20 protein-coding genes and 1 pseudogene are annotated in these 18,189 nt (G+C 70.4%); 11 read left to right on the top strand and 10 right to left on the bottom strand.

The window, feature by feature from the left end:
• Nucleotides 1–121 precede the first annotated feature (121 nt).
• Nucleotides 122–802, top strand: a complete 681-nt coding sequence (gene phoU, locus M4V62_RS23235) for a phosphate signaling complex protein PhoU (protein ID WP_249592945.1) — start codon at nucleotides 122–124, stop codon at nucleotides 800–802.
• A gap of 124 nt (nucleotides 803–926) precedes the next feature.
• Here phoU and M4V62_RS23230 read toward each other — a convergent pair whose 3' ends face one another.
• Nucleotides 927–1,085, bottom strand: a complete 159-nt coding sequence (locus tag M4V62_RS23230; protein ID WP_249589159.1) for a hypothetical protein — start codon at nucleotides 1,083–1,085, stop codon at nucleotides 927–929.
• A 240-nt stretch (nucleotides 1,086–1,325) separates the two neighbouring features.
• On the opposite strand from M4V62_RS23230, the gene M4V62_RS23225 reads away from it, so the two are divergent.
• On the top strand, nucleotides 1,326–3,338 hold the full coding sequence (locus M4V62_RS23225) for an Ig-like domain repeat protein (protein ID WP_249589158.1): 2,013 nt from the start codon (nucleotides 1,326–1,328) through the stop codon (nucleotides 3,336–3,338).
• A 7-nt stretch (nucleotides 3,339–3,345) separates the two neighbouring features.
• Here M4V62_RS23225 and M4V62_RS23220 read toward each other — a convergent pair whose 3' ends face one another.
• Entirely contained in the window at nucleotides 3,346–4,632 is a 1,287-nt protein-coding gene (locus M4V62_RS23220; protein WP_249589157.1) for an MDR family MFS transporter, read from the bottom strand.
• A gap of 212 nt (nucleotides 4,633–4,844) precedes the next feature.
• On the opposite strand from M4V62_RS23220, the gene M4V62_RS23215 reads away from it, so the two are divergent.
• Entirely contained in the window at nucleotides 4,845–5,606 is a 762-nt protein-coding gene (locus M4V62_RS23215) for a phosphoglyceromutase (RefSeq protein WP_249589156.1), read from the top strand.
• Nucleotides 5,607–5,705: 99 nt separating this feature from the next.
• On the opposite strand, the gene M4V62_RS23210 is transcribed toward M4V62_RS23215, so the two are convergent.
• From M4V62_RS23210 to mshA, 5 genes are all read right to left on the bottom strand, one after another.
• On the bottom strand, nucleotides 5,706–6,494 hold the full coding sequence (locus M4V62_RS23210) for a polyamine aminopropyltransferase (protein ID WP_249589155.1): 789 nt from the start codon (nucleotides 6,492–6,494) through the stop codon (nucleotides 5,706–5,708).
• 102 nt (nucleotides 6,495–6,596) lie between these two features.
• On the bottom strand, nucleotides 6,597–6,809 hold the full coding sequence (locus tag M4V62_RS23205; RefSeq protein ID WP_249592944.1) for a hypothetical protein: 213 nt from the start codon (nucleotides 6,807–6,809) through the stop codon (nucleotides 6,597–6,599).
• Between the two features lie 166 nt (nucleotides 6,810–6,975).
• Complete coding sequence (locus M4V62_RS23200) at nucleotides 6,976–8,640, bottom strand: glycoside hydrolase family 55 protein (RefSeq protein WP_249589154.1); 1,665 nt, start codon at nucleotides 8,638–8,640, stop codon at nucleotides 6,976–6,978.
• Nucleotides 8,641–8,745: 105 nt separating this feature from the next.
• Nucleotides 8,746–9,243: a type III secretion system chaperone family protein gene (locus M4V62_RS23195; RefSeq protein ID WP_249589153.1), complete on the bottom strand. Its 498-nt coding sequence runs from the start codon at nucleotides 9,241–9,243 to the stop codon at nucleotides 8,746–8,748.
• Entirely contained in the window at nucleotides 9,236–10,582 is a 1,347-nt protein-coding gene (gene mshA, locus M4V62_RS23190) for a D-inositol-3-phosphate glycosyltransferase (protein ID WP_249589152.1), read from the bottom strand. The genes M4V62_RS23195 and mshA overlap by 8 nt, the downstream gene beginning before the upstream one ends.
• Before the next feature lie 177 nt (nucleotides 10,583–10,759).
• Between mshA and M4V62_RS23185 the strand changes: the two genes are divergently transcribed.
• The 3 genes from M4V62_RS23185 (at nucleotide 10,760) to M4V62_RS23175 (ending at nucleotide 14,507) form a co-directional block, all read left to right on the top strand.
• Nucleotides 10,760–11,602 carry a class I SAM-dependent methyltransferase gene (locus tag M4V62_RS23185; protein ID WP_249589151.1) on the top strand — a complete coding sequence of 281 codons (843 nt, stop codon included), beginning with the start codon at nucleotides 10,760–10,762 and terminating at the stop codon, nucleotides 11,600–11,602.
• 217 nt (nucleotides 11,603–11,819) lie between these two features.
• Nucleotides 11,820–12,869: a C40 family peptidase gene (locus M4V62_RS23180; protein WP_249589150.1), complete on the top strand. Its 1,050-nt coding sequence runs from the start codon at nucleotides 11,820–11,822 to the stop codon at nucleotides 12,867–12,869.
• Nucleotides 12,870–13,169: 300 nt separating this feature from the next.
• Entirely contained in the window at nucleotides 13,170–14,507 is a 1,338-nt protein-coding gene (locus M4V62_RS23175) for a PP2C family protein-serine/threonine phosphatase (RefSeq protein ID WP_249589149.1), read from the top strand.
• Nucleotides 14,508–14,542: 35 nt separating this feature from the next.
• Here the strand turns inward: M4V62_RS23175 and M4V62_RS23170 are convergent, their stop codons facing one another.
• The 3 genes from M4V62_RS23170 to M4V62_RS23160 all read right to left on the bottom strand — a co-directional run bounded on the left by M4V62_RS23170 (nucleotide 14,543) and on the right by M4V62_RS23160 (nucleotide 16,093).
• Nucleotides 14,543–14,881 carry a DUF2516 family protein gene (locus tag M4V62_RS23170; protein ID WP_249589148.1) on the bottom strand — a complete coding sequence of 113 codons (339 nt, stop codon included), beginning with the start codon at nucleotides 14,879–14,881 and terminating at the stop codon, nucleotides 14,543–14,545.
• Between the two features lie 107 nt (nucleotides 14,882–14,988).
• Entirely contained in the window at nucleotides 14,989–15,588 is a 600-nt protein-coding gene (locus tag M4V62_RS23165; protein ID WP_249589147.1) for a hypothetical protein, read from the bottom strand.
• Nucleotides 15,589–15,613: 25 nt separating this feature from the next.
• Entirely contained in the window at nucleotides 15,614–16,093 is a 480-nt protein-coding gene (locus M4V62_RS23160) for a helix-turn-helix domain-containing protein (protein ID WP_249589146.1), read from the bottom strand.
• A 141-nt stretch (nucleotides 16,094–16,234) separates the two neighbouring features.
• Here M4V62_RS23160 and M4V62_RS23155 point away from each other — a divergent pair, with 141 nt between their 5' ends.
• The 5 genes and pseudogenes from M4V62_RS23155 (at nucleotide 16,235) to M4V62_RS23135 (ending at nucleotide 18,141) form a co-directional block, all read left to right on the top strand.
• Nucleotides 16,235–16,777, top strand: a complete 543-nt coding sequence (locus M4V62_RS23155) for an NUDIX domain-containing protein (protein WP_249589145.1) — start codon at nucleotides 16,235–16,237, stop codon at nucleotides 16,775–16,777.
• A gap of 156 nt (nucleotides 16,778–16,933) precedes the next feature.
• Nucleotides 16,934–17,056: pseudogene (locus tag M4V62_RS23150) on the top strand (membrane dipeptidase); the annotation flags it as partial.
• Nucleotides 17,057–17,105: 49 nt separating this feature from the next.
• Nucleotides 17,106–17,243 carry a hypothetical protein gene (locus M4V62_RS23145; protein ID WP_249593235.1) on the top strand — a complete coding sequence of 46 codons (138 nt, stop codon included), beginning with the start codon at nucleotides 17,106–17,108 and terminating at the stop codon, nucleotides 17,241–17,243.
• Nucleotides 17,244–17,294: 51 nt separating this feature from the next.
• The gene (locus M4V62_RS23140) at nucleotides 17,295–17,714 is read left to right on the top strand and encodes a helix-turn-helix transcriptional regulator (RefSeq protein WP_249592943.1); all 420 of its coding nucleotides are present in this window, start codon (nucleotides 17,295–17,297) and stop codon (nucleotides 17,712–17,714) included.
• A gap of 10 nt (nucleotides 17,715–17,724) precedes the next feature.
• Entirely contained in the window at nucleotides 17,725–18,141 is a 417-nt protein-coding gene (locus M4V62_RS23135) for a VOC family protein (protein WP_249589144.1), read from the top strand.
• The last annotated feature ends 48 nt before the right edge of the window (nucleotides 18,142–18,189 follow it).

Here is an 18,189-nt window from a genome sequence, read left to right as displayed (position 1 = left end):
GCCCACAGTTCACCTCGGTGACAGGGGTGGTTCATTCGGGATGTCGGAAACGGACGCGTCCGACCCGCACCGTGGGAGCGTGGGGGTCACCCCCCGGGACGTACTAGAGAGGGACATCCACATGCGGGACGCGTACCACGAGGAACTTGACTCGATCGGCGAGGGCCTGGTCGAGATGGCCCGTCTGGTCGGGTCCGCGATCGGGCGCGCCACGACGGCCATGCTCGACGCCGATCTGAAGCTGGCGGAGAGCGTGATCGCCGCCGACCAGAAGGTCGACGATCTCCAGCACGAACTGGAGGCGCGCGCGATAGCCCTGCTCGCGCGGCAGCAGCCGGTCGCCACCGACCTGCGCATCGTCGTCACCTCGCTGCGGATGAGCGCCGACCTGGAGCGCTCGGGCGACCTCGCCCAGCACGTCGCCAAGCTGGCCCGGCTGCGCTTTCCGGCGTCGGCCGTTCCGCACGACCTGCACGCGACGATCCTGGAGATGGGCCAGCTGGCGCAGCGCCTCATGGCCAAGGCGGCGGAGGTCATCATCACGAAGGACGTCGACCTGGCGCTCCAGCTGGAGCAGGACGACGACGAGATGGACCTGCTGCACCGGACGCTCTTCCAGCACCTGATGGACGACCGCTGGAAGCACGGCATCGAGACGGCCGTGGACGTGACGCTCCTGGGCCGCTACTACGAGCGCTTCGCGGACCACGCGGTCTCGGTGGCGAAGAGGGTCGTCTACCTGGTCACCGGCGAGCACGCGGACGAAATCCAGACGGCTGGGACGCCGGTCGAGGGCGCCTGAGTCCGGCAGCGGTCGGCCTGCGCGCGAAGGGGTGTGCCCCGCACCATCGGTGCGGGGCACACCCTTCGTGGCGGGGCACACCTCGTCGCGGCGGGGCAGGGCACACCCCGTCACGCCAGATGCCTCAGCCGCAGCAGCCACCGCACTGGCACGGTCCGCCCGACTGGCAGCCGCAGCCGCAGCCCGAGCCGCAGCCGCAGGCGCCGAGGAGCACGAGGGCGGGCAGACCGGGCGTATCGGCCGGCTGCTCGGGGACGGGTTCGGTCATCGGGGACTCAGCCATGGGTCTCCTCCTCGAAGGCGTACTGCCTGATGCCCGTTCCATGCCCACCGGGAAGGGGCGCACCAACGGCGCACGCGCGCGTTCGGCGGGCCCGCGGCGCCGCCCCCGCACCCCACAACTCACGCACGAAACTCTCTCCACAACCTTCACAGCAATGCCTTATTGTGATGGCGCCGTAACGGGGGGTTCGAGGCCCAGGTTGCCTGACCTGGGTTCTTCTTATGTGGGGGGTCACATACCGTGCGCACACACAGCCGTACACGCACACGCACACGCACCATTTCCACCGCGACAGCTCTCGCGGTCCTCTTCAGTTCCGCGGCCCTGGTCGCCGCGACGGCAGGACCCGCGGCAGCCGACTCGGCGCATCTCCTGGGCGTGAAGTCGGCGGCCGACATCCTCGTGGACGGCGCCCACCAGCGCGTCTACGTCTCCGACCCGGTCGAGGGCAAGATCGTCGTCACGGACTACGCGGGCGCGGTCAAGGCGACCCTGGACGGGCTGCCGGACGTCGACGGCCTGGCCCTCTCGGCCGACTCCGGGCAGGTGTACGCGGCGGTGGCCGGGCTCAACCGCATCGTCGCCGTGGACACGTCCTCGTACGCCCAGAGCGCGAGCTACAAGCTGGACGGCGCCGAGAAGCCGCGCACCCTGGCGATGGCGAGCGGCAAGCTGTGGTTCGGCTACGGGTCCGGCGGGGGCGGCATCGGCTCGCTCGACCTCTCCGGCGCCGAACCCGTCGTCGCGCTCGGCCAGGACGGCGAGGCGAGCTTCTACGCCGCGCCCGAGCTCGGCTCCGACCCCGACTCCGGGGTCCTGGTGGCCGGCGAGAAGGACATCAGCACCGGCGAGCTGACCGTGTACGACGTGTCGGGACCGAAGCCGGAGCTGAAGGTCACCAAGTCGGTGGACGGCGCCTTCTTCGACGACATCGCGGTCTCCCCCGACGGGACCCAGATCGTCACGGCCAGCGGCGCCCCGTACTACCACCCGGTGTACTCCACCGAGGACCTGTCCCCCATCGGCCGCTACAACTCCGGCGACTACGGCGCCGCCGTGGACATCGCCCCGGACGGCACCGTGGCGGCGGGCACCTCCTCCTGGTACGGGCCCGACGTGCACATCTACCAGCAGGGCAAGTGGTCCAAGGTGCGGGAGTACGAGTTCCCGAACACCGGCAACAGCAGCGGCGCCGACACCCTGGCCGAGGGCGGCCTCGCCTGGGCGCCGGACGGCAGCCGGCTCTTCGCAGTCTCCGAGAACAGCGAGGGCGTCTTCTCCCTGCGGGTCCTGACCGAGCCGGACAAGTCGCTGCCAGAGCTCACGGTCGCGGCCCCCGAGAAGGGGACGCGCGCCAAGTCCCTCACCGTCTCCGGAAAGATCACCGACACGGCGGCGGCGCTGCCCGCGGGGACCGAACTGACCGTCACGCGCTCGGACATCGAGACCCCGAACGGCAAGAAGCTGCCCGCGGTGAAGACCAAGGCGGACGGCTCCTTCTCCTTCGACGACACCCCGCCCGCCGGCGGCAAGGTGGCGTACAAGGTCGCGTACGCGGGCGACGCCACGCACGCCGCGGCCTCCGGGTCGGACGCGGTGGAGGTCTCGCGGAGCGCGACCAAGCTGACGCTGAACAAGAACGGCAACGTCTACTCCTACGGCGCCGACGTCTCCTTCACCGCGCACCTCGGCACCACGTACAAGAACCGCACGGTCGAGATCTGGGCCGACCCCTACGGCTCCGACAAGCCCAACAAGCTGGTCAAGAAGGGCGCCGTGAACGCCCGTGGCGACCTGTCGGCGACCGTCGACATGAAGCGCGACACGAAGGTCACCGCGGTCTTCGCCGGTGACGCCCGTTACGCGTCCACGAAGGCCACGTCGACGGCGTACGCCAAGGTCAAGGTCTCCGCGTCGGTCGCCGGGCACTACAAGACGGGGAAGATCGGCTCGACGACGTACCACTACTTCCACAAGAACACCGACCCGGTCCTGAAGACGACGATGTCGTACTACAAGGGCCGCAAGCACCGCTTCGAGATGCAGGTGCGCGTGGACGGCCGGTGGCGCTCGGCGGGCGCGTCCGAGTACTTCAGGCTCGGCGCCGACGGCACGTCCGCCGTGCGCGTCGAGGCTCCCGGCGAGTCGGGCATCCGCGCCCGGATGCGCGCTTCGTACGTCAACGGGACGTCGGGCGACAACGTGAACTCGACGACGCACGGGTCCTGGAAGTACCTCAACTTCACCCGGTGACACCGGTTCACCCGGTGACGCCAGGCACGCGGTCGGCGACCGCGTCGGGTGCGGGGACGGTGGGCGTCGGCAGCACGCCGCCCGCCGTCTCCTCCTCGGGCAGCCCGCGCATCAGCGACCAGTAGCCGAGGGCGGCGACCGTTCCGATGACCGCGCAGATGCCCCAGAGCCACCGGGCCCCGAAGCGGTCGATGACGAAGCCGGACATCAGCGGGGCGACGAGCGCGGCGACGGACCACGACAGGGTGTACATGCCCTGGTAGCGACCCCTGCCGTGGGTCGGCGAGAGCCGGACGACGAGGCCCGTCTGCGTGGGGGCGTTGATGATCTCGGCCAGGGTCCAGACGCACACGGTGAGGGCGAAGACGCCGATGGACCCGGCGAAGGCGGTCAGCCCGAAGCCGTATCCGGCGAGCAGCGCGGAAATGACCAACAGGCGTTGTGGGTCGCGGTGTTCGATGAAGCGCGTGACGGGGATCTGGAGGGCGACGATCAGTACGCCGTTGACGGCGATGGCCATGCCGTAGTCGGCGGGCGTGAACCCGGCCTCGCCCATGGCGACGGGCAGCCCCACGGAGCCCTGCATGAAGATCAGCGCGATGAGGAAGGACAGACCGACGACGCCCATGAAGCGCCCGTCGCGCAGGACGGTCCCGAGGCCGACGTCCGGCTCCGACTCCTTCTCCAGGGCGGTGCGCACGGGCCGCGACTCCGGCAGCTTCGCGAAGACGACGACGGCGCAGACCATGGTCATCACGGCTTCGATGAGGAACCCGGCGAGGTAGCTGAACTCGGCGATGAATCCGGCTCCGGCGGACGAGATGGCGAAGCCGAGGTTGATGGCCCAGTAGTTGAGCGAGAAGGCACGGACCCGGTCCTCGGGGCGGACGATGTCGGCCATCATCGCCTGGACGGCGGGCCGGGACGCGTTGCTCGCCATGCCGACGAGGAAGGCGACGGCCGCGATGGCCAGGGGGTCCTTCATGAAGCCGAGGAGGGCGACGGACAGGGCGGTGGAGGACTGGGCGATGAGGAGGGTGGGCCGCCGCCCGAGCCGGTCCGTCATGACGCCGGCGCCGAGCGAGGAGATGACGCCGCCGAGGCCGTGCAGGGCGGCGACGAGACCGGCGTACGTCGCGGAGTAGCCGCGGTCCAGGGTCAGATAGAGCGCCATGAAGGTGGCGACGAAGGCGCCGAGGCGGTTGACGAGGGTGCTGGTCCACAGCCACCAGAACTCGCGGGGAAGGCCGGAGACGGACTCCTTGGCGGCACGTCTCAGGGCGGCGAGTGGCATCGGGGTCCCCCACAGGATCAGGCAGATGTGCAAGCGTGACGTGTAAGCGTCGAATGTAAGCGTCTCTAGCGACGACTGCACATTACGATCCCGAGCCCCGGAAGAGCCAGTGGATTAGCAGAAACCGTCAACTGTCGCCGCCCCCGCGGCCGCACTGTCCGGGGTCCGGGCGGACGCGCGAGGCACCCGGCGGTTCGATTACGCTCAGGGGCATGGCCGACGCACCGTACAAGCTGATCCTCCTCCGCCACGGCGAGAGCGAGTGGAACGAGAAGAACCTGTTCACCGGCTGGGTGGACGTCAACCTCACCGCGAAGGGCGAGAAGGAGGCGACGCGCGGCGGCGAGCTGCTCAAGGACGCCGGCCTGCTCCCCGACGTGGTCCACACGTCCCTCCAGAAGCGCGCGATCCGCACCGCGCAGCTCTCCCTGGAGTCCGCCGACCGCCTCTGGATCCCGGTCCACCGCAGCTGGCGCCTGAACGAGCGCCACTACGGCGCCCTTCAGGGCAAGGACAAGGCGCAGACGCTCGCCGAGTTCGGCGAGGAGCAGTTCATGCTCTGGCGCCGCTCGTACGACACCCCGCCGCCGGCGCTCGACCGCGACGCGGAGTACTCCCAGTTCGAGGACCCGCGCTACGCGACCCTCCCGCCCGAGCTGCGCCCCCAGACGGAGTGCCTCAAGGACGTCGTCGTCCGCATGCTCCCGTACTGGTTCGACGGCATCGTCCCGGACCTCCTGACCGGCAAGACGGTCCTGGTCGCGGCCCACGGCAACTCGCTGCGCGCCCTGGTCAAGCACCTGGACGGCGTCTCGGACGAGGACATCGCGGGCCTGAACATCCCGACGGGCATCCCGCTGGCCTACGAGCTGGACGCGGACTTCAAGCCCGTGAAGGCCGGGGGCACGTACCTCGACCCGGACGCGGCGAAGGCGGCCATCGAGGCGGTCAAGAACCAGGGCAAGAAGAAGTAACCCACTCGTCTGTTGGGTTCACTGAGCCCCCTGCCTGCGGTTTCGCCGCGGGTAGGGGGCTTTTGCCTGCTGGGGGGGGGCGGCTGCTGCCGGGGGGTCTCAGCCTTCGCGCCTGCGGGCGACATAGACCGTGTTCGTCGCCGTCCCGCCCTGGAGCGGATTGGCGAAGTCGACCACGTGCGCGGCGGTCTCCGTGAAGACCTCCGCGAGCACCGCGCCGAACTCCTCGTCCGGCGGGTCGTTCGACCACAGGGCGAACACGCCCCCGGGGTGCAGCAGTTCGGCCAGGGCCGTCAGGCCGGCCGGGCGGTACAGCGCCGCGTGGCCGGGGTGCAGCACGTGGCGTGGTGAGTGGTCGACGTCCAGCAGGATCGCGTGGAAGCGGCGGCCGGGCGTCTCGGGGTCCAGGCCGTGCGGGACCTCGTCGGAGCCGTCGGCCGCCTGCACCCCGTCCGCGGGCACCGGGCCGCCCGCCGCCGCGCCGCCCGCGGCCATCGCGAAGAAGTCCCCGCGGACGAGCCGGCAGCGGGGGTCCGAGGCCAGGCCCGCGCCCAGCGGTACGAGTCCGCGCCGGTGCCAGTCGATCACCTCGGCCAGGGCGTCGACCACGATCAGCGAGCGCACCCGCGGATCGTCGAGCGCGGCCCTGGCCGTGTACCCGAGGCCGAGGCCGCCCACCGCGACATCGAGCGGGCCGTCGGGCAGCACCGCGAGGCCGAGCCGGGTCAGCTCGACCTCTCCCGCGGTGAAGAGGCTGGACATCAGGTACTCGTCGTCCAGCTTCACCTCGTAGACGTCCTCCCCCGATGCCGGGTCCCGCCGGCGCCGCAGGCTGATCTCGCCCATGGGAGTCGCCCGCCAGTCGATCTCTTCGAAACGTGCGCTCATCCGGTGTTCTTCTCCGCGTCCTGTCGGCGTCCGCGGGCGGGTTCAGCTGCGCCGCAGAGAAGCACCGTACTGGCCGGGGCCGGAAATCACGGGCTCACAGGCTCACGGACTGCCCGCGTCCGAGATCCCCTGCGCGACTTCGCCCACGGTGCCCAGGATCCAGTGCCCGAAGGCCGTCGGAGCGATCAGCACCCCGAAGACCAGGACCACGGCCATGGTCATGCCCGTGTCGAGACGGCTCCGGGCTTGCACGCGTCTGCGCCACAGCAAGAAGACGATGACAGCCAGCAGAACCGCGAGATCGATCGTCAGCACCACGTGGCAAGCCCCCTCACCGGGTCCCCCCATCAGGCAAGAACGTCCCAGCTCTCCTGTGTAGCCGGAACTGCCTGATGCGGGCACCTAGTTGGACGGGTTTGGCGGCAAAGCACCCGTCTGGGGCTCAATCGGCGGACTTGCCAGGCTCTGGCTGCAGCTCCCGCTACAGCTCCTGCTTCAGCTCCCTCTGCGCCTCGTACAGGTTCCGCGGCCGCACCACACCCGTCGTCCCGTAGAGCTCGATGCGGGAGTGCAGGTCTCCGGAGAAGTCCGGTACGTCGGTCTGGTCGAACTCCCTGACCTCGTTGATGCCGACCGTGGCGCTGTACGGCGCCAGGCCGTCGATCTTCATCAGGCCCGCCCGCTCGTTGGTGACGCGGATGTTCCAGTGCGTGAAGCGGGCTCCGAACAGCGGGCCCGCGGACGCGTCGCCGCCGTGGCGGCCGTTGTTGTCGACCGTGATGTCCGTGCGCACATTCGCGAAGGGCATGCCCCTGTGGCTGTCGAACGTGCCCATCTCCATGACGCCCCGGGTCCAGACGTTGTAGGAGGACAGGCCCTCCACGTTGATGCCGTGGAGCTGGGTGCCCGAAGGCGCCGGGACCGTGCGCTCGTCGATCCTGAAGTCCTCGACGAGGTTGTCGTGCGAGCCCTCCCGGCAGAAGTACGGGTGGTGCGCGCCCCGGCCCGTCACGCGCGTGCCCCGCAGGGTGCAGGCCGAGGCCGCCACCAGGCCGAAGCCGTTGTCCACGTGCCGGACCACGATGTCGTCCGCCCAGCAGTCGTACGCGCACTGGAACGTGACCCCGTTGTAGCCCTTGTCCAGGAGATGGGGGGACTGAGGGGTCTGAACCGCCTCCAGGGTCAGCGCCTCGACTCCCGCTCCCGTCAGTGCCTTTGCGTGCGTCGTCAGGCGCGGGTCCCACTCCTCGCGTACGTCGAGAGGGAGCGGGCGCTCCAGCGTGACCGTGTTCTTCTTCAGTGACGTGATGCGCACCGGCCACTCGTACGGGACGTACGACGTGAGCTTGGTCTTGTCGTCCCACACGTACGCCTGCGCACCCTCGCCCCCGCCCGCCATGTGCTCCAGGAGCGTGTGGTCCGCGTCGTCCGCCAGGCGCAGCAGCACCAGGTCGCCCGGGTGGAGGCGGGAGGAGTCCGTGACCCTGAGGGTGCGGTCGCCCCGGCTCGCGGGGGCGGTCGTGGTGAGGGTCTGCCACTCGTCCCGCTTGTTGCCCGTCCAGCCTTCGAAGGGCCACGCCTTCGCCTTGATCGCCGTCGTCAGCGTCTCCCAACGGGACTGCGGGCAGAGCCAGATGAGGCCTCCCGCCCAGGACCAGCTCGACTTGTCCCCGCCGTAGCGGGAGCCGTACGGGCCGATCAGTTCCGTGAGGTTCTTCGTGGCATGGAGTGTGGTGCGGGTGCTGCCTGCCCCGCGGAGCACCACGTTGTCGTGGGCGATGCGGATGACGTCGTCGATGCGGTACCTGCCGGGCGGGATGACGACCGTGCCGCCGCCCCTCGCTCCCGCTTCCGCCAGGGCCCGGTTGATCGCGGGGGCGGCGTCCGTCGTGCCGTCCGGCCGCGCTCCGTAGTCCCTTACGTTGGCGACCACTTGGGGGCGGGGCAGGCGGCGGGCGCCGGAGCGGGCGCCCGCTCGGGCGATGTAGGGGATCTGGGGGTGCGTGTACGGGGTTGCCTTGAACTCCCGCCAGAGGGTGGGGGTTTCACCCGTCCCCGCGCTTGCTGCCCCGCCGGTCACGGCGACCGCCGCCACCGTTATCGCACCGCCCAGTACGCCACGTCTCGTGGGGTGTTCCATGCCCATGCCATCCGCCACCTTCCATGGATGTGAACGCCATTCATGTCTGCGATGGGCGCGAGCATGCCACGGGCACCCGTGACGGGGAAGGTGTCCTACGTCAGTCCTACGTCAGCCCTGCGGCTGGGTCAGGTGAGTGAACGCGTCCAGGTTGCGCGTGGACTCTCCGCGCGACACCCGCCACGCGTACTCCTTGCGGATCGCCGAAGCGAAACCCAGCTCCAGGAGCGTATTGAAGGAGCCGTCCGCGTTCTCCAGGACCGAGCCCAGCAGCCGGTCCAGCTCGTCCGGGGTGACCGCCGCGAGCGGGAGCTTGGCGGTGAGGTAGATGTCGCCGAGGGAGTCGATCGCGTAACTCACGCCGTACAGGCGCAGGTTCCGCTCCAGGAGCCAGCGGTGGACCGCGGCGTCGTTCTCGTCGGGGTGCCGGATCACGAACGCCATCAGCGTCAGGGCATGCTTGCCGACCTTCAGGGAGAGCGTCGTCGACAGCTTGCGCGTGCCGGGCAGCGTCACCACGTACGAACCCGGCTCCGGGTTCTCCCACTGAAGGTCCGCCTCCGTCAGCGTCCCCTCGATGATCTCCGCCGCGCGCGCCTCATCAGCCATGATGCGAGCGTACGCGACGCCTGTGCTCATGCACGGCCGCCGTGTACACGTCCGCCGTGGCGGACGCGGCCGTGTCCCAGCCGAAGGATTCCGCGTGCCGTGCGGCGGCCTCGCCCATGCGGTCCACGAGGTGGGGGTTCTCGGCGAAATCACGCAGCACGCGCGCGTAGTGGGCCGGTTCGTGGCCGTCGATCAGGAAGCCCGTCTCCCCGTCGCGTACGGCGACCGGCAGGCCGCCCACGGACGCCGCGAGGACGGGAGTGCCCGCCGCCTGCGCCTCTATGGCGACCAGGCCGAAGGACTCGCTGTACGAGGGCATCACCAGGACCGAGGCCGCCCTGAACCAGTCCGCGAGCTGCTCCTGGCCCACCGGCGGCTGGAAGCGGACCACGTCCGCTATGCCCAGCCTTGCGGCCAGCTTCTGCAGGCCCTCGGGCTTGGCGAGACCGCTGCCGCTCGGACCGCCCACCACGGGGACGACGATGTTCGAGCGGAGCTCGGGGCGCTGGTCCAGGAGGACCGCGACCGCGCGCAGCAGGACGTCCGGGGCCTTCAGGGGCTGGATGCGGCCCGCGAAGAGCGGGACGAGTGCGTCCTGCGGGAGGCCCAGGCGGTGCCGGGCGGCCGCGCGGCCGTCGGCGGGCCGGAAGCGGTCGAGGTTCACGCCGGGGTGGACGACGGCGACCTTGCCCGCCTCCGCTTCGTAGTGACGTACGAGCTCGTCGGCCTCTTCGGAGGTGTTGGCGATCAGGCGGTCGGCCGCGCGGACGATCTGCGTCTCGCCGATCACGCGCGCCGCGGGCTCCGGGGTGTCGCCCACCGCGAGCGCCGCGTTCTTGACCTTGGCCATCGTGTGCATGGCGTGCACAAGGGGCACGCCCCAGCGCTCGGCGGCCAGCCAGCCGACGTGGCCGCTGAGCCAGTAGTGCGAGTGGACCAGGTCGTAGTGGCCGGGGCGGTGGCCCGCCCACGCCTGCATGACGCCGTGCGTGAAGGCGCAGAGCTGGGCGGGCAGCTCCTCCTTGGCCAGGCCTTCGTACGGTCCCGCGTCCACATGACGTACGAGGACGCCCGGGGCCAGTTCGACGGCGGGCGGCAGCGCGCCCGTCGTCGAGCGCGTGAAGATCTCGACCTCGATGTTGATCGCCGCGAGGCGCTTGGCCAGCTCCACGATGTAGACGTTCATGCCGCCGGCGTCGCCCGTCCCCGGCTGGTGCAGCGGGGACGTGTGCACGCTCAGCATGGCCACCCGGCGTGGCCGCCGGTGTGTGCCGGGGAGCCGGAGCCTGCTGGGTGCCGCCGGTGAGCGGCGACCGAGCCTGGTCACGTACTGGCTCACGTGGCGGTCCTCCTTGTGCGCGCGCGGGCATGGCTTAAGGGAGGGCGTGCACGGTCCTCCAGAGGCGAGAACGTCGGAAGGCACAACTCCATTTCCTCTTTGCCAAATGATTACTGGACGCGGCTCAACCGAAGATCGCCGCGTACCCACGCGTCCGCGGCGCATACCCTTTCCCCCATGGCCTCCCGCACCCCTTCCCGCCCCGTGGGAACGGTGACGCGCGGGACCACCAACCCCAACCGCCTGCGCCGCATGGACCGCTGGATCGCCGCCGCGCACGGCGCCGAGCTGCGCCGCTCCACCGACCCCGTCGCCGTCGACCTCGGCTACGGAGCCGCCCCCTGGACCGCCGTCGAGCTGCTCGTCCGGCTCAGGACCGCCGCACCGCACGCGCGCGTGGTCGGCGTCGAGATCGATCCGGCGCGGGTCGCGGCCGCGAAGCCGTACGAGAGGGAAGGGCTCTCCTTCCGGCACGGCGGCTTCGAGGTCCCGCTGCCGGGCAGGCCCGCCCTGATCCGGGCCGCGAACGTGCTCAGGCAGTACGACGAGGAGCAGGTCGCCGCCGTGTGGGAGCGGCTGTGCGGGCGGCTCGCTCCCGGCGGGCTGCTCGTCGAGGGGACGTGCGACGAGATCGGGCGGCGGCACGTCTGGGTCGCGCTCGGGCCCGAGGGCCCACGCACGGTGACCTTCGCGACCCGCCTCGGATCGCTCGACCGTCCTTCCGACCTCGCCGAGCGCCTGCCCAAGGCGCTGATCCACCGGAACGTGCCGGGCGAGCCCGTGCACGCGTTCCTGCGCGACTTCGACCGCGCCTGGGCCGCCGCCGCGCCCTACGCCTCGTACGGCGCCCGGCAGCGGTGGATCAGAACGGTGCGGGACCTGGCCGCCGACTGGCCGGTGGCGGACCGTCCCGCGCGGTGGCGGCAGGGCGAAGTGACGGTGCGGTGGGAGGCATTGGCGCCGCGTCAGGCGGGTCAGGCGCGTCAGGCGCGCCGGGCTCCTCAGGCCCCTCAGGGGTGAACGCGCGGGGTGCCCGCGGGTGAACTCGCGAGGCGACGGCGGGTGAACTCCGCGTGCGGCGCGCCGCGGAGGGAACGATCTCCGCGTGCCGTTCGTCACATGGGGCGGTTGGGGATGGGAGTTGCCTGCGCGCTCTGTCGCATTGCGCGCCGACGTGGCACCATCCCCGGATCAACCGGAAGTTACTGACGGTAAATCAGCTTTGGGGGAGGCGGACGTGACCGGCAAGCGGAGTTCGACAGTGGCTGGCCTGGCGCTGATCTGCGCGGCAGCGGTCCTTGGCGCACCGGGCGCGGCCCACGCGAGTCCGGCGAAGCCAACGCCCGGCACCACCAAGTCCCTTGAGGACCTGCGCAAGCAGATCGAGAAGCTCTACCACGACGCGGGTGTCGCCACGGACGCGTACAACGCGGCGGAGGAGAAGAGCGAGAAGCAGTCCAAGCAGATCGTGAAGCTGGCCCGCTCCATCACCAAGGGCCAGCAGAAGCTGGAGAAGCTCAAGTCCCGCGCGGGCGCCGCCGCCCGCGAGCAGTACCGCAGCGGCGGGGTGTCCTCCGAGGCCCGGTTGATGCTGAGCGACGACCCCCAGGAGTTCCTGGACAGCGCCGGGCGCATGCGGCAGGGCCACAAGGCCACCAAGGGCATGCTGACCGACATGGAGCGGACGCAGGAAGACCTGCGGATCTACGCCAAGGACGCCACGGCCCAGTGGAAGAAGCTCGAGGCCAACCGCAAGGCGAAGGCCGAGTCGAAGAAGAAGATCAAGAAGAAGATCGCGGACGCCGAGGAGATGGAGTCCAAGCTCGAGAAGAAGGAGCTGGAGCGGCTCCGGAAGCTCGAGGAGGAGGCCCAGCTCAAGAAGCAGTCGGCGTGGGTGAGTTCGGGTGTCCTGAAGGACATCAAGGGCAAGGCGACCGGGCCGGGCAAGAAGGCCGTCGAGTTCGCCACCGCGCAGCTCGGCAAGCCGTACGTCTGGGGCGCCGAGGGCCCGTCCTCGTACGACTGCTCCGGCCTCACGTCCAAGGCCTGGGCCGCCGCGGGCAAGGGAATTCCGCGTACGTCACAGGAGCAGTGGAAGCAGCTCCCGCGCATCGACATCAAGAACATGCGCCCCGGCGACCTGATCATTTATCACGCGGACGCCAGCCATGTCGGGATGTACGTGGGCGACGGCGCGATCGTGCACGCGCCGCGGCCCGGCCGCGACGTCACCGTCGCGGGCGCGGGGTCGATGCAGATTCTCGGGGTCGTGCGGCCCGACAAGTAGGGGTCGTGCGGCCCGACAAGTAGGGGTCCCGGACCGGACGGCCGCGGTTGTGCCGTACGTCATGTGACCCACCGCACCCCGTTCCCTTCCTTCGGGCGCCTCTCAACCCTTCAGGCGTGATGTTCGTCATCCCGGTCAGGACCTGTCGTGCCCAATTGCGGTCCTTGATGCGGCATATGACGGTGGCTGTTTTCTGCGCGCCATTCCAATCGGGGCGCGGCTAACGCTATGGTCCCCGTCGGTGGAGCGTTCGACCGTCGATCCACCGTGCCCTCGGGGGGAGGGAAGGAAACCAAAGCGATGCCCGTACCCATACCGCGGCAGAGAGCGATCCCGGCCGTGGAAAGCGGTCAGGCTGACACTCTGCCGACGCCGGCCCCTGCGCCGGTGCCCACCTCCGGACCCACAGCCGTGGGTCCCCTGCCCACGTCCACGGACATCGACCAGCAGGCGAGCAGCACCGGCCTCAGCCTCCTGGTGATCGAGGACGACCCGGTGGGCTCCCTCAGCGTTCCCCAGATGCTGGACTCCGCCGGAAAGCCCATCAGGGTCCGCACCGCCCGCAACCTCACCGAGGCCGAGCGGCTGCTCACCGACGACGTGCACTGCATCCTGCTCGACCTGGCCCTGACGGGCCCCACCGCCGCGGAGGACGACGAGGACGAGCTGGCCACGCTCAAGCACGTCCTGCGCCTGGCACCCCGGCACGCCGTCCTCGCGCTCACCGCGAGCGGCGACACCGAGGGCGGCGCGGAAGCCGTGCGGGTCGGCGCCCAGGACTATCTCTTCCGTGACGAGCTGGACGGGCGCCTCCTCAGCCGCGCCATCCGGTACGCCGTGGAGCGCAAGCGCGCGGACGCCGCCCAGCGCCAGCTGACGGAGTCGCGCCTTCGGGCCCAGGAGAACGCCCGTCTGGAGCGCGGCCTGCTGCCGACGCCGCTGCTCGACGGCTCACCGCTGCGGTTCGCCGCGCGCTACCGCCCGGGACGTTCGCGGGCGCTGCTCGGCGGCGACTTCTACGACACGGTGCGCACCCCCGACGGCTCCGTGCACGTCATGATCGGCGATGTCTGCGGCCACGGGCCCGACGAGGCCGCGCTCGGCGTCGAGCTGCGCATCGCCTGGCGGACGCTGACCTTCGCGGGCCTGTGCGGCGACGAGCTGCTCGGCACGCTGCAGAAGGTCCTGGAGCACGAGCGCGCCGACGAGGAGATCTTCGCGACGCTCTGCACTGTCGACATCGCCCCGGACGGCCGCAGGGCCGGGCTCTGCCTGGCGGGACACCCGTCCCCGCTGATCGCCCGCGACGGCCGCCTCGCCGAGCTGCTTCCGTACGAGAACAACGGCCCCGCGCTCGGACTCCTGCCGAACGCGCGCTGGCCGCGCCGCCAGGTGGAGCTCGGCGGCAAGTGGAGCCTGATGCTCTACACGGACGGCCTGATCGAGGGCCGCATCGGCGAGGGCAACCAGCGCCTGGGGCAGGAGGGCATGGTCGAGATGGTGCGCCGCCAGATCGCCGCGGGCCTGCGGGGCGACGAGCTCCTTGAGGCCGCGGTGAACGAGGTGCGCGAGCTGAACGGCGGCGACCTGACCGATGACGTGGCCGTGCTGCTGCTCGACCGGGACCGCGACCGCTAGCCGAGGGGCAGGCGGCCGGGGCCGGGCGCCAGGGGTCAGCGACCGCCGTTGTACGGCCCGTAAGGACCGTCGCTGCTTGAGCCGCCGCCGCGGCGTCCGCCGCCCCCGCCGGTGATCTGCCGCAGCGCGGGGCGCACGTCGACCATGTAGACGATGGTCGCGATGAGCCCGATGATCGGCAGGAACGACAGGATGTTGAAGATCAGGTTCACGATGAAGGCGAGCGCGAGGATGATCAGCCAGAACGGCTTGGTCTTCTTGTCCGCCGCGCGATAGGCGTCCTCACGCCGGATGGCCGCGTCGACCAGCGCGAAGCCGCTGAAGACGATCAGCGCCAACGACAGCAGCCACATGAAGTTTGCGAACCCCTGCATCAGCACAACGTCCACCACCAGTCTCGGCTCTTGATTACGCGGACACCGTACCCGCTACCCGGAGAACGGGCCGGGCACTTCTGGAGTGCCCGGCCCCTCCTCACCGGTTACTTGGCGGGCGGCGTGGTCTTCTTCGCCGCGGGCTTGCGGGGGGCCGGGGCCTTCTTGGCGGCGGGCTTCTTCGCCGAGGCCGCGGCCTTCGGCTCGGAGGACGCGGACGTCCCCGCGTCGGCCGACGCGGGCTTCTCGTCGGCGTCAGGCTCGACGGCCACGGCCAGCTCGGTGATCTCCTCGGCGGCCTCGCCGCGCCAGGTCTTCACGGCCTGCTCGCCGTGCTCGGCGACCTCTTCGTACTTCTCGCGCGCCTTCACGGCGTACTCGGCGGCGACGCCGACCGAGCTGAGGGCGAGGCCCTGAGCGCTCTCGCCCAGCTTCTTCAGGTCCGTGTCGAGCGTGCCGAGCAGCTCGGCGACCCTGGCCTGAAGGGTCTCCTGCGCCTCCTTGGCGCGGGCGACGGCCTTGTCCTGGACGGCCTTGGTGTCGGTGTTGCGCACGGCGTCGATACGGGCGGGCGCCTCGGCGATCAGCTGCTCGATGGCGCCCGGCACCTTCTTCGCCTGCTGGAACGCCAGGTCGGCGGTGCCGACGACGAAGTAGGCGGGGGTGGTGTCGGTGAGGGTGTTGCGCAGGTCGTCCTTGATGGCCATGGCGATGGTCCTCCCGGATTCGCGTTCAGCTTGAGGGATGGTCCTTGGTGGCGGCATCACTGCCGTCGGCCGTGCGGGGGCCGTCAGCGGTGGCGTCCACGTCGTCCGCGTACGAAGCCTCGTCGGCGTACGACGCGTCATCCGCGTACCCCGAGACCTCGAAGCCGTTCTCTTTTCTGAACGACTCGTAGATCTGCAACAGGACCTGCTTCTGCCGCTCGTTGATGGAGGGGTCGGCGAGGATGACGGCGCGCGTCTCCAGCTCGTCCCGCTCCTTCTCGTCGAGGATCCCGGCCCGGACATACAGCGTCTCGGCGGAGATCCGCAGCGCCTTGGCCACCTGTTGCAGCACTTCGGCGCTCGGCTTGCGCAGGCCGCGCTCGATCTGGCTCAGATACGGATTGGACACCCCGGCGGCGTCGGCGAGCTGCCTGAGCGAGAGCTGCGCGTTGCGCCGCTGCTCGCGCAGATACTCACCGAGATTGCCGACGTTGAGTGATGCCATGCCTCGATACTGCACGCCCCTTGCTAACTATTGCAAGCACCTGCTTGCAAAAGTGCGCTACGCCACTGGACGCCGCCGGCCACCACCACCGGTGAGCCGAGGGAAGCAGCGCTGTCAGTGGGCCCTGTCAGGGTGTGCGGCGTGGATGAAGGTGTGGATGAACTGGTGGAGCGTGTCGACGAGCAGGATCGTGCGCTGGGGTTGGTGGTCGGCCGCCGGCAGGCCGTCCGGGAGGGCTGGCTGCACCGGGTCGCCGTGACGCTGTGCCGTGATGGGCGGGGGCGGATCCTCGTCCACCGGCGGTCGGAGCACCTGTCGCGCTTCCCCGGGCTCTACGAGGTCGTGGCCGGTGGCGCCGTGGGTGCCGGTGAGACCTATGAACAGGCCGCCGCGCGGGAGCTTGCCGAAGAGCTGGGCATCCGTGTGCTGCCGCGCTTGCTGTTCACGTTTCTCAGCCACGGCGGTCTGAGCCCTCACTGGCTCGGCGTGCACGAAGCCGTGGTGCCGGACGCCGTGGTCCCCGATCCCGACGAGGTCGCCTGGCACGGCTGGCTGACCGAGCACGAACTGCGGTCGGCCCTGCTGGAGTGGCGCTTCACCCCGGACAGTCACGACGCCTTCGGCCGGTATCTCAACTGGAGCTCGCGCCGCGGCAGTCGGCATGACGCCTACCGTGCCGAGTGAACCCTCAGGGCCGCGCCGCCCGCCCCTGCTGTGGGAGCAGCCCTGCTGTCCGCACGATGCCGCCCAGCTACAACAACCGGAACGCCGCGGGCGGCGGTTGCCTGGACGAGGTCGACGAGGGGCTCACCGGCTACGACCGGGCGCTCGTGCGGGGAGATGAACGCCGTCGGCATGGTGGCGGACGGATCGCACTGCGACGCCCGTACCGGCCTCGACCTCTGCGAGGTCTCCGAGCAGCCGGTGATCTACAGCCACTCGTGCATGCGCTCGGTGTGGGACCACCCCCGCAACATCACCGACGAGCAGACCAAGGAATGTGCCGCCACGGGTGGAGTCATCGACCACGCCGTCGACCTCGTCGGTCCTGAGCACGGACGCGCTTCTCGCACGGGGATACCCCCACGACGCCGTCGCCGTGATTCTGGGCGGCAACTTCCGCCGCGTCGCCGCGCTGGTGTGGCGGTAGCCCGACCGGCGGCCCCGTTTGCCGGCGGTCGGTAACGTTGCCGGTGTGTCTGTGTCTCTCTCCGACCTCGTCCGGCTGCGCCAGGCCCGTGACCGCATGGACCGCGACTACGCGGAGCCCCTGGACGTCCCGGCCCTGGCACGGGCTGCCCTCATGTCGCCGGGGCACTTCTCGCGCAGCTTCCGCGCCGCCTACGACGAGACGCCGTACAGCTATCTCATGACCCGCCGGATCGAGCGGGCCAAGGCGCTGCTGCGGCGCGGCGACCTGTCGGTGACGGAGGTCTGCATGGCGGTGGGCTGTACCTCGCTCGGATCCTTCAGCTCACGGTTCACCGAGCTGGTCGGCGAGAGCCCCAGCGCCTACCGGGCCCGTGACCACGGCGACAGCGCCGCCATCCCGGCCTGCATCGCCAAGATCCGCACCCGTCCGGTCAGGAACGGAGAAGCGAAACCCCCGGCCACTCCGTAGCGTGAAACGCATGGAAATCAACCTCGCACAGTGTTTCATCGCCGTCGACGACCACGACAAGGCGCTCGCCTTCTACCGCGACGCGCTGGGCCTCGAAGTACGCAATGACGTCGGCTTCGAGGGGATGCGCTGGGTGACGCTCGGTTCGCCGTCGCAGCCGGACGTCGAGATCGTCATCGAGCCGCCGCTCGCGGACCCGAACGCCACCGACGCCGACCGGCAGGCCGTGGCCGAGCTGATGGCCAAGGGCCTGCTGCGCGGCGTCATCTTCCGGACCGACGACGTGGACGCCACGTTCGAGCAGGTCCGTGCCGCGGGCGGCGAGGTGCTCCAGGAGCCGATGGACCAGCCGTACGGCGTCCGCGACTGCGCCTTCCGCGACCCGGCGGGGAACATGCTGCGGATCAACCAGCCGAGCAAGAAGTAGCGGCACGAGCAAAGCAGCGGCACGAGCCAAGCAGCGGCACGCGGCCAG

Origin of the sequence: Streptomyces durmitorensis (genome assembly GCF_023498005.1) — a bacterium.
Classification (GTDB): domain Bacteria; phylum Actinomycetota; class Actinomycetes; order Streptomycetales; family Streptomycetaceae; genus Streptomyces; species Streptomyces durmitorensis.
Note: the sequence above shows the minus strand (reverse complement) of the source record. Positions and strands in the feature narration are given on the sequence as shown.

Bases quoted from the DNA above. Each gene is read 5' to 3' on its own strand.
- phoU (WP_249592945.1), top strand. From the start codon at position 122: ATGCGGGACGCGTACCACGAGGAACTTGACTCGATCGGCGAGGGCCTG.
- M4V62_RS23230 (WP_249589159.1), bottom strand. From the start codon at position 1,085: ATGGCTGAGTCCCCGATGACCGAACCCGTCCCCGAGCAGCCGGCCGAT.
- M4V62_RS23220 (WP_249589157.1), bottom strand. From the start codon at position 4,632: ATGCCACTCGCCGCCCTGAGACGTGCCGCCAAGGAGTCCGTCTCCGGC.
- M4V62_RS23215 (WP_249589156.1), top strand. From the start codon at position 4,845: ATGGCCGACGCACCGTACAAGCTGATCCTCCTCCGCCACGGCGAGAGC.
- M4V62_RS23210 (WP_249589155.1), bottom strand. From the start codon at position 6,494: ATGAGCGCACGTTTCGAAGAGATCGACTGGCGGGCGACTCCCATGGGC.
- M4V62_RS23200 (WP_249589154.1), bottom strand. From the start codon at position 8,640: ATGGGCATGGAACACCCCACGAGACGTGGCGTACTGGGCGGTGCGATA.
- M4V62_RS23195 (WP_249589153.1), bottom strand. From the start codon at position 9,243: ATGGCTGATGAGGCGCGCGCGGCGGAGATCATCGAGGGGACGCTGACG.
- M4V62_RS23185 (WP_249589151.1), top strand. From the start codon at position 10,760: ATGGCCTCCCGCACCCCTTCCCGCCCCGTGGGAACGGTGACGCGCGGG.
- M4V62_RS23175 (WP_249589149.1), top strand. From the start codon at position 13,170: ATGCCCGTACCCATACCGCGGCAGAGAGCGATCCCGGCCGTGGAAAGC.
- M4V62_RS23170 (WP_249589148.1), bottom strand. From the start codon at position 14,881: ATGCAGGGGTTCGCAAACTTCATGTGGCTGCTGTCGTTGGCGCTGATC.
- M4V62_RS23165 (WP_249589147.1), bottom strand. From the start codon at position 15,588: ATGGCCATCAAGGACGACCTGCGCAACACCCTCACCGACACCACCCCC.
- M4V62_RS23160 (WP_249589146.1), bottom strand. From the start codon at position 16,093: ATGGCATCACTCAACGTCGGCAATCTCGGTGAGTATCTGCGCGAGCAG.
- M4V62_RS23135 (WP_249589144.1), top strand. From the start codon at position 17,725: ATGGAAATCAACCTCGCACAGTGTTTCATCGCCGTCGACGACCACGAC.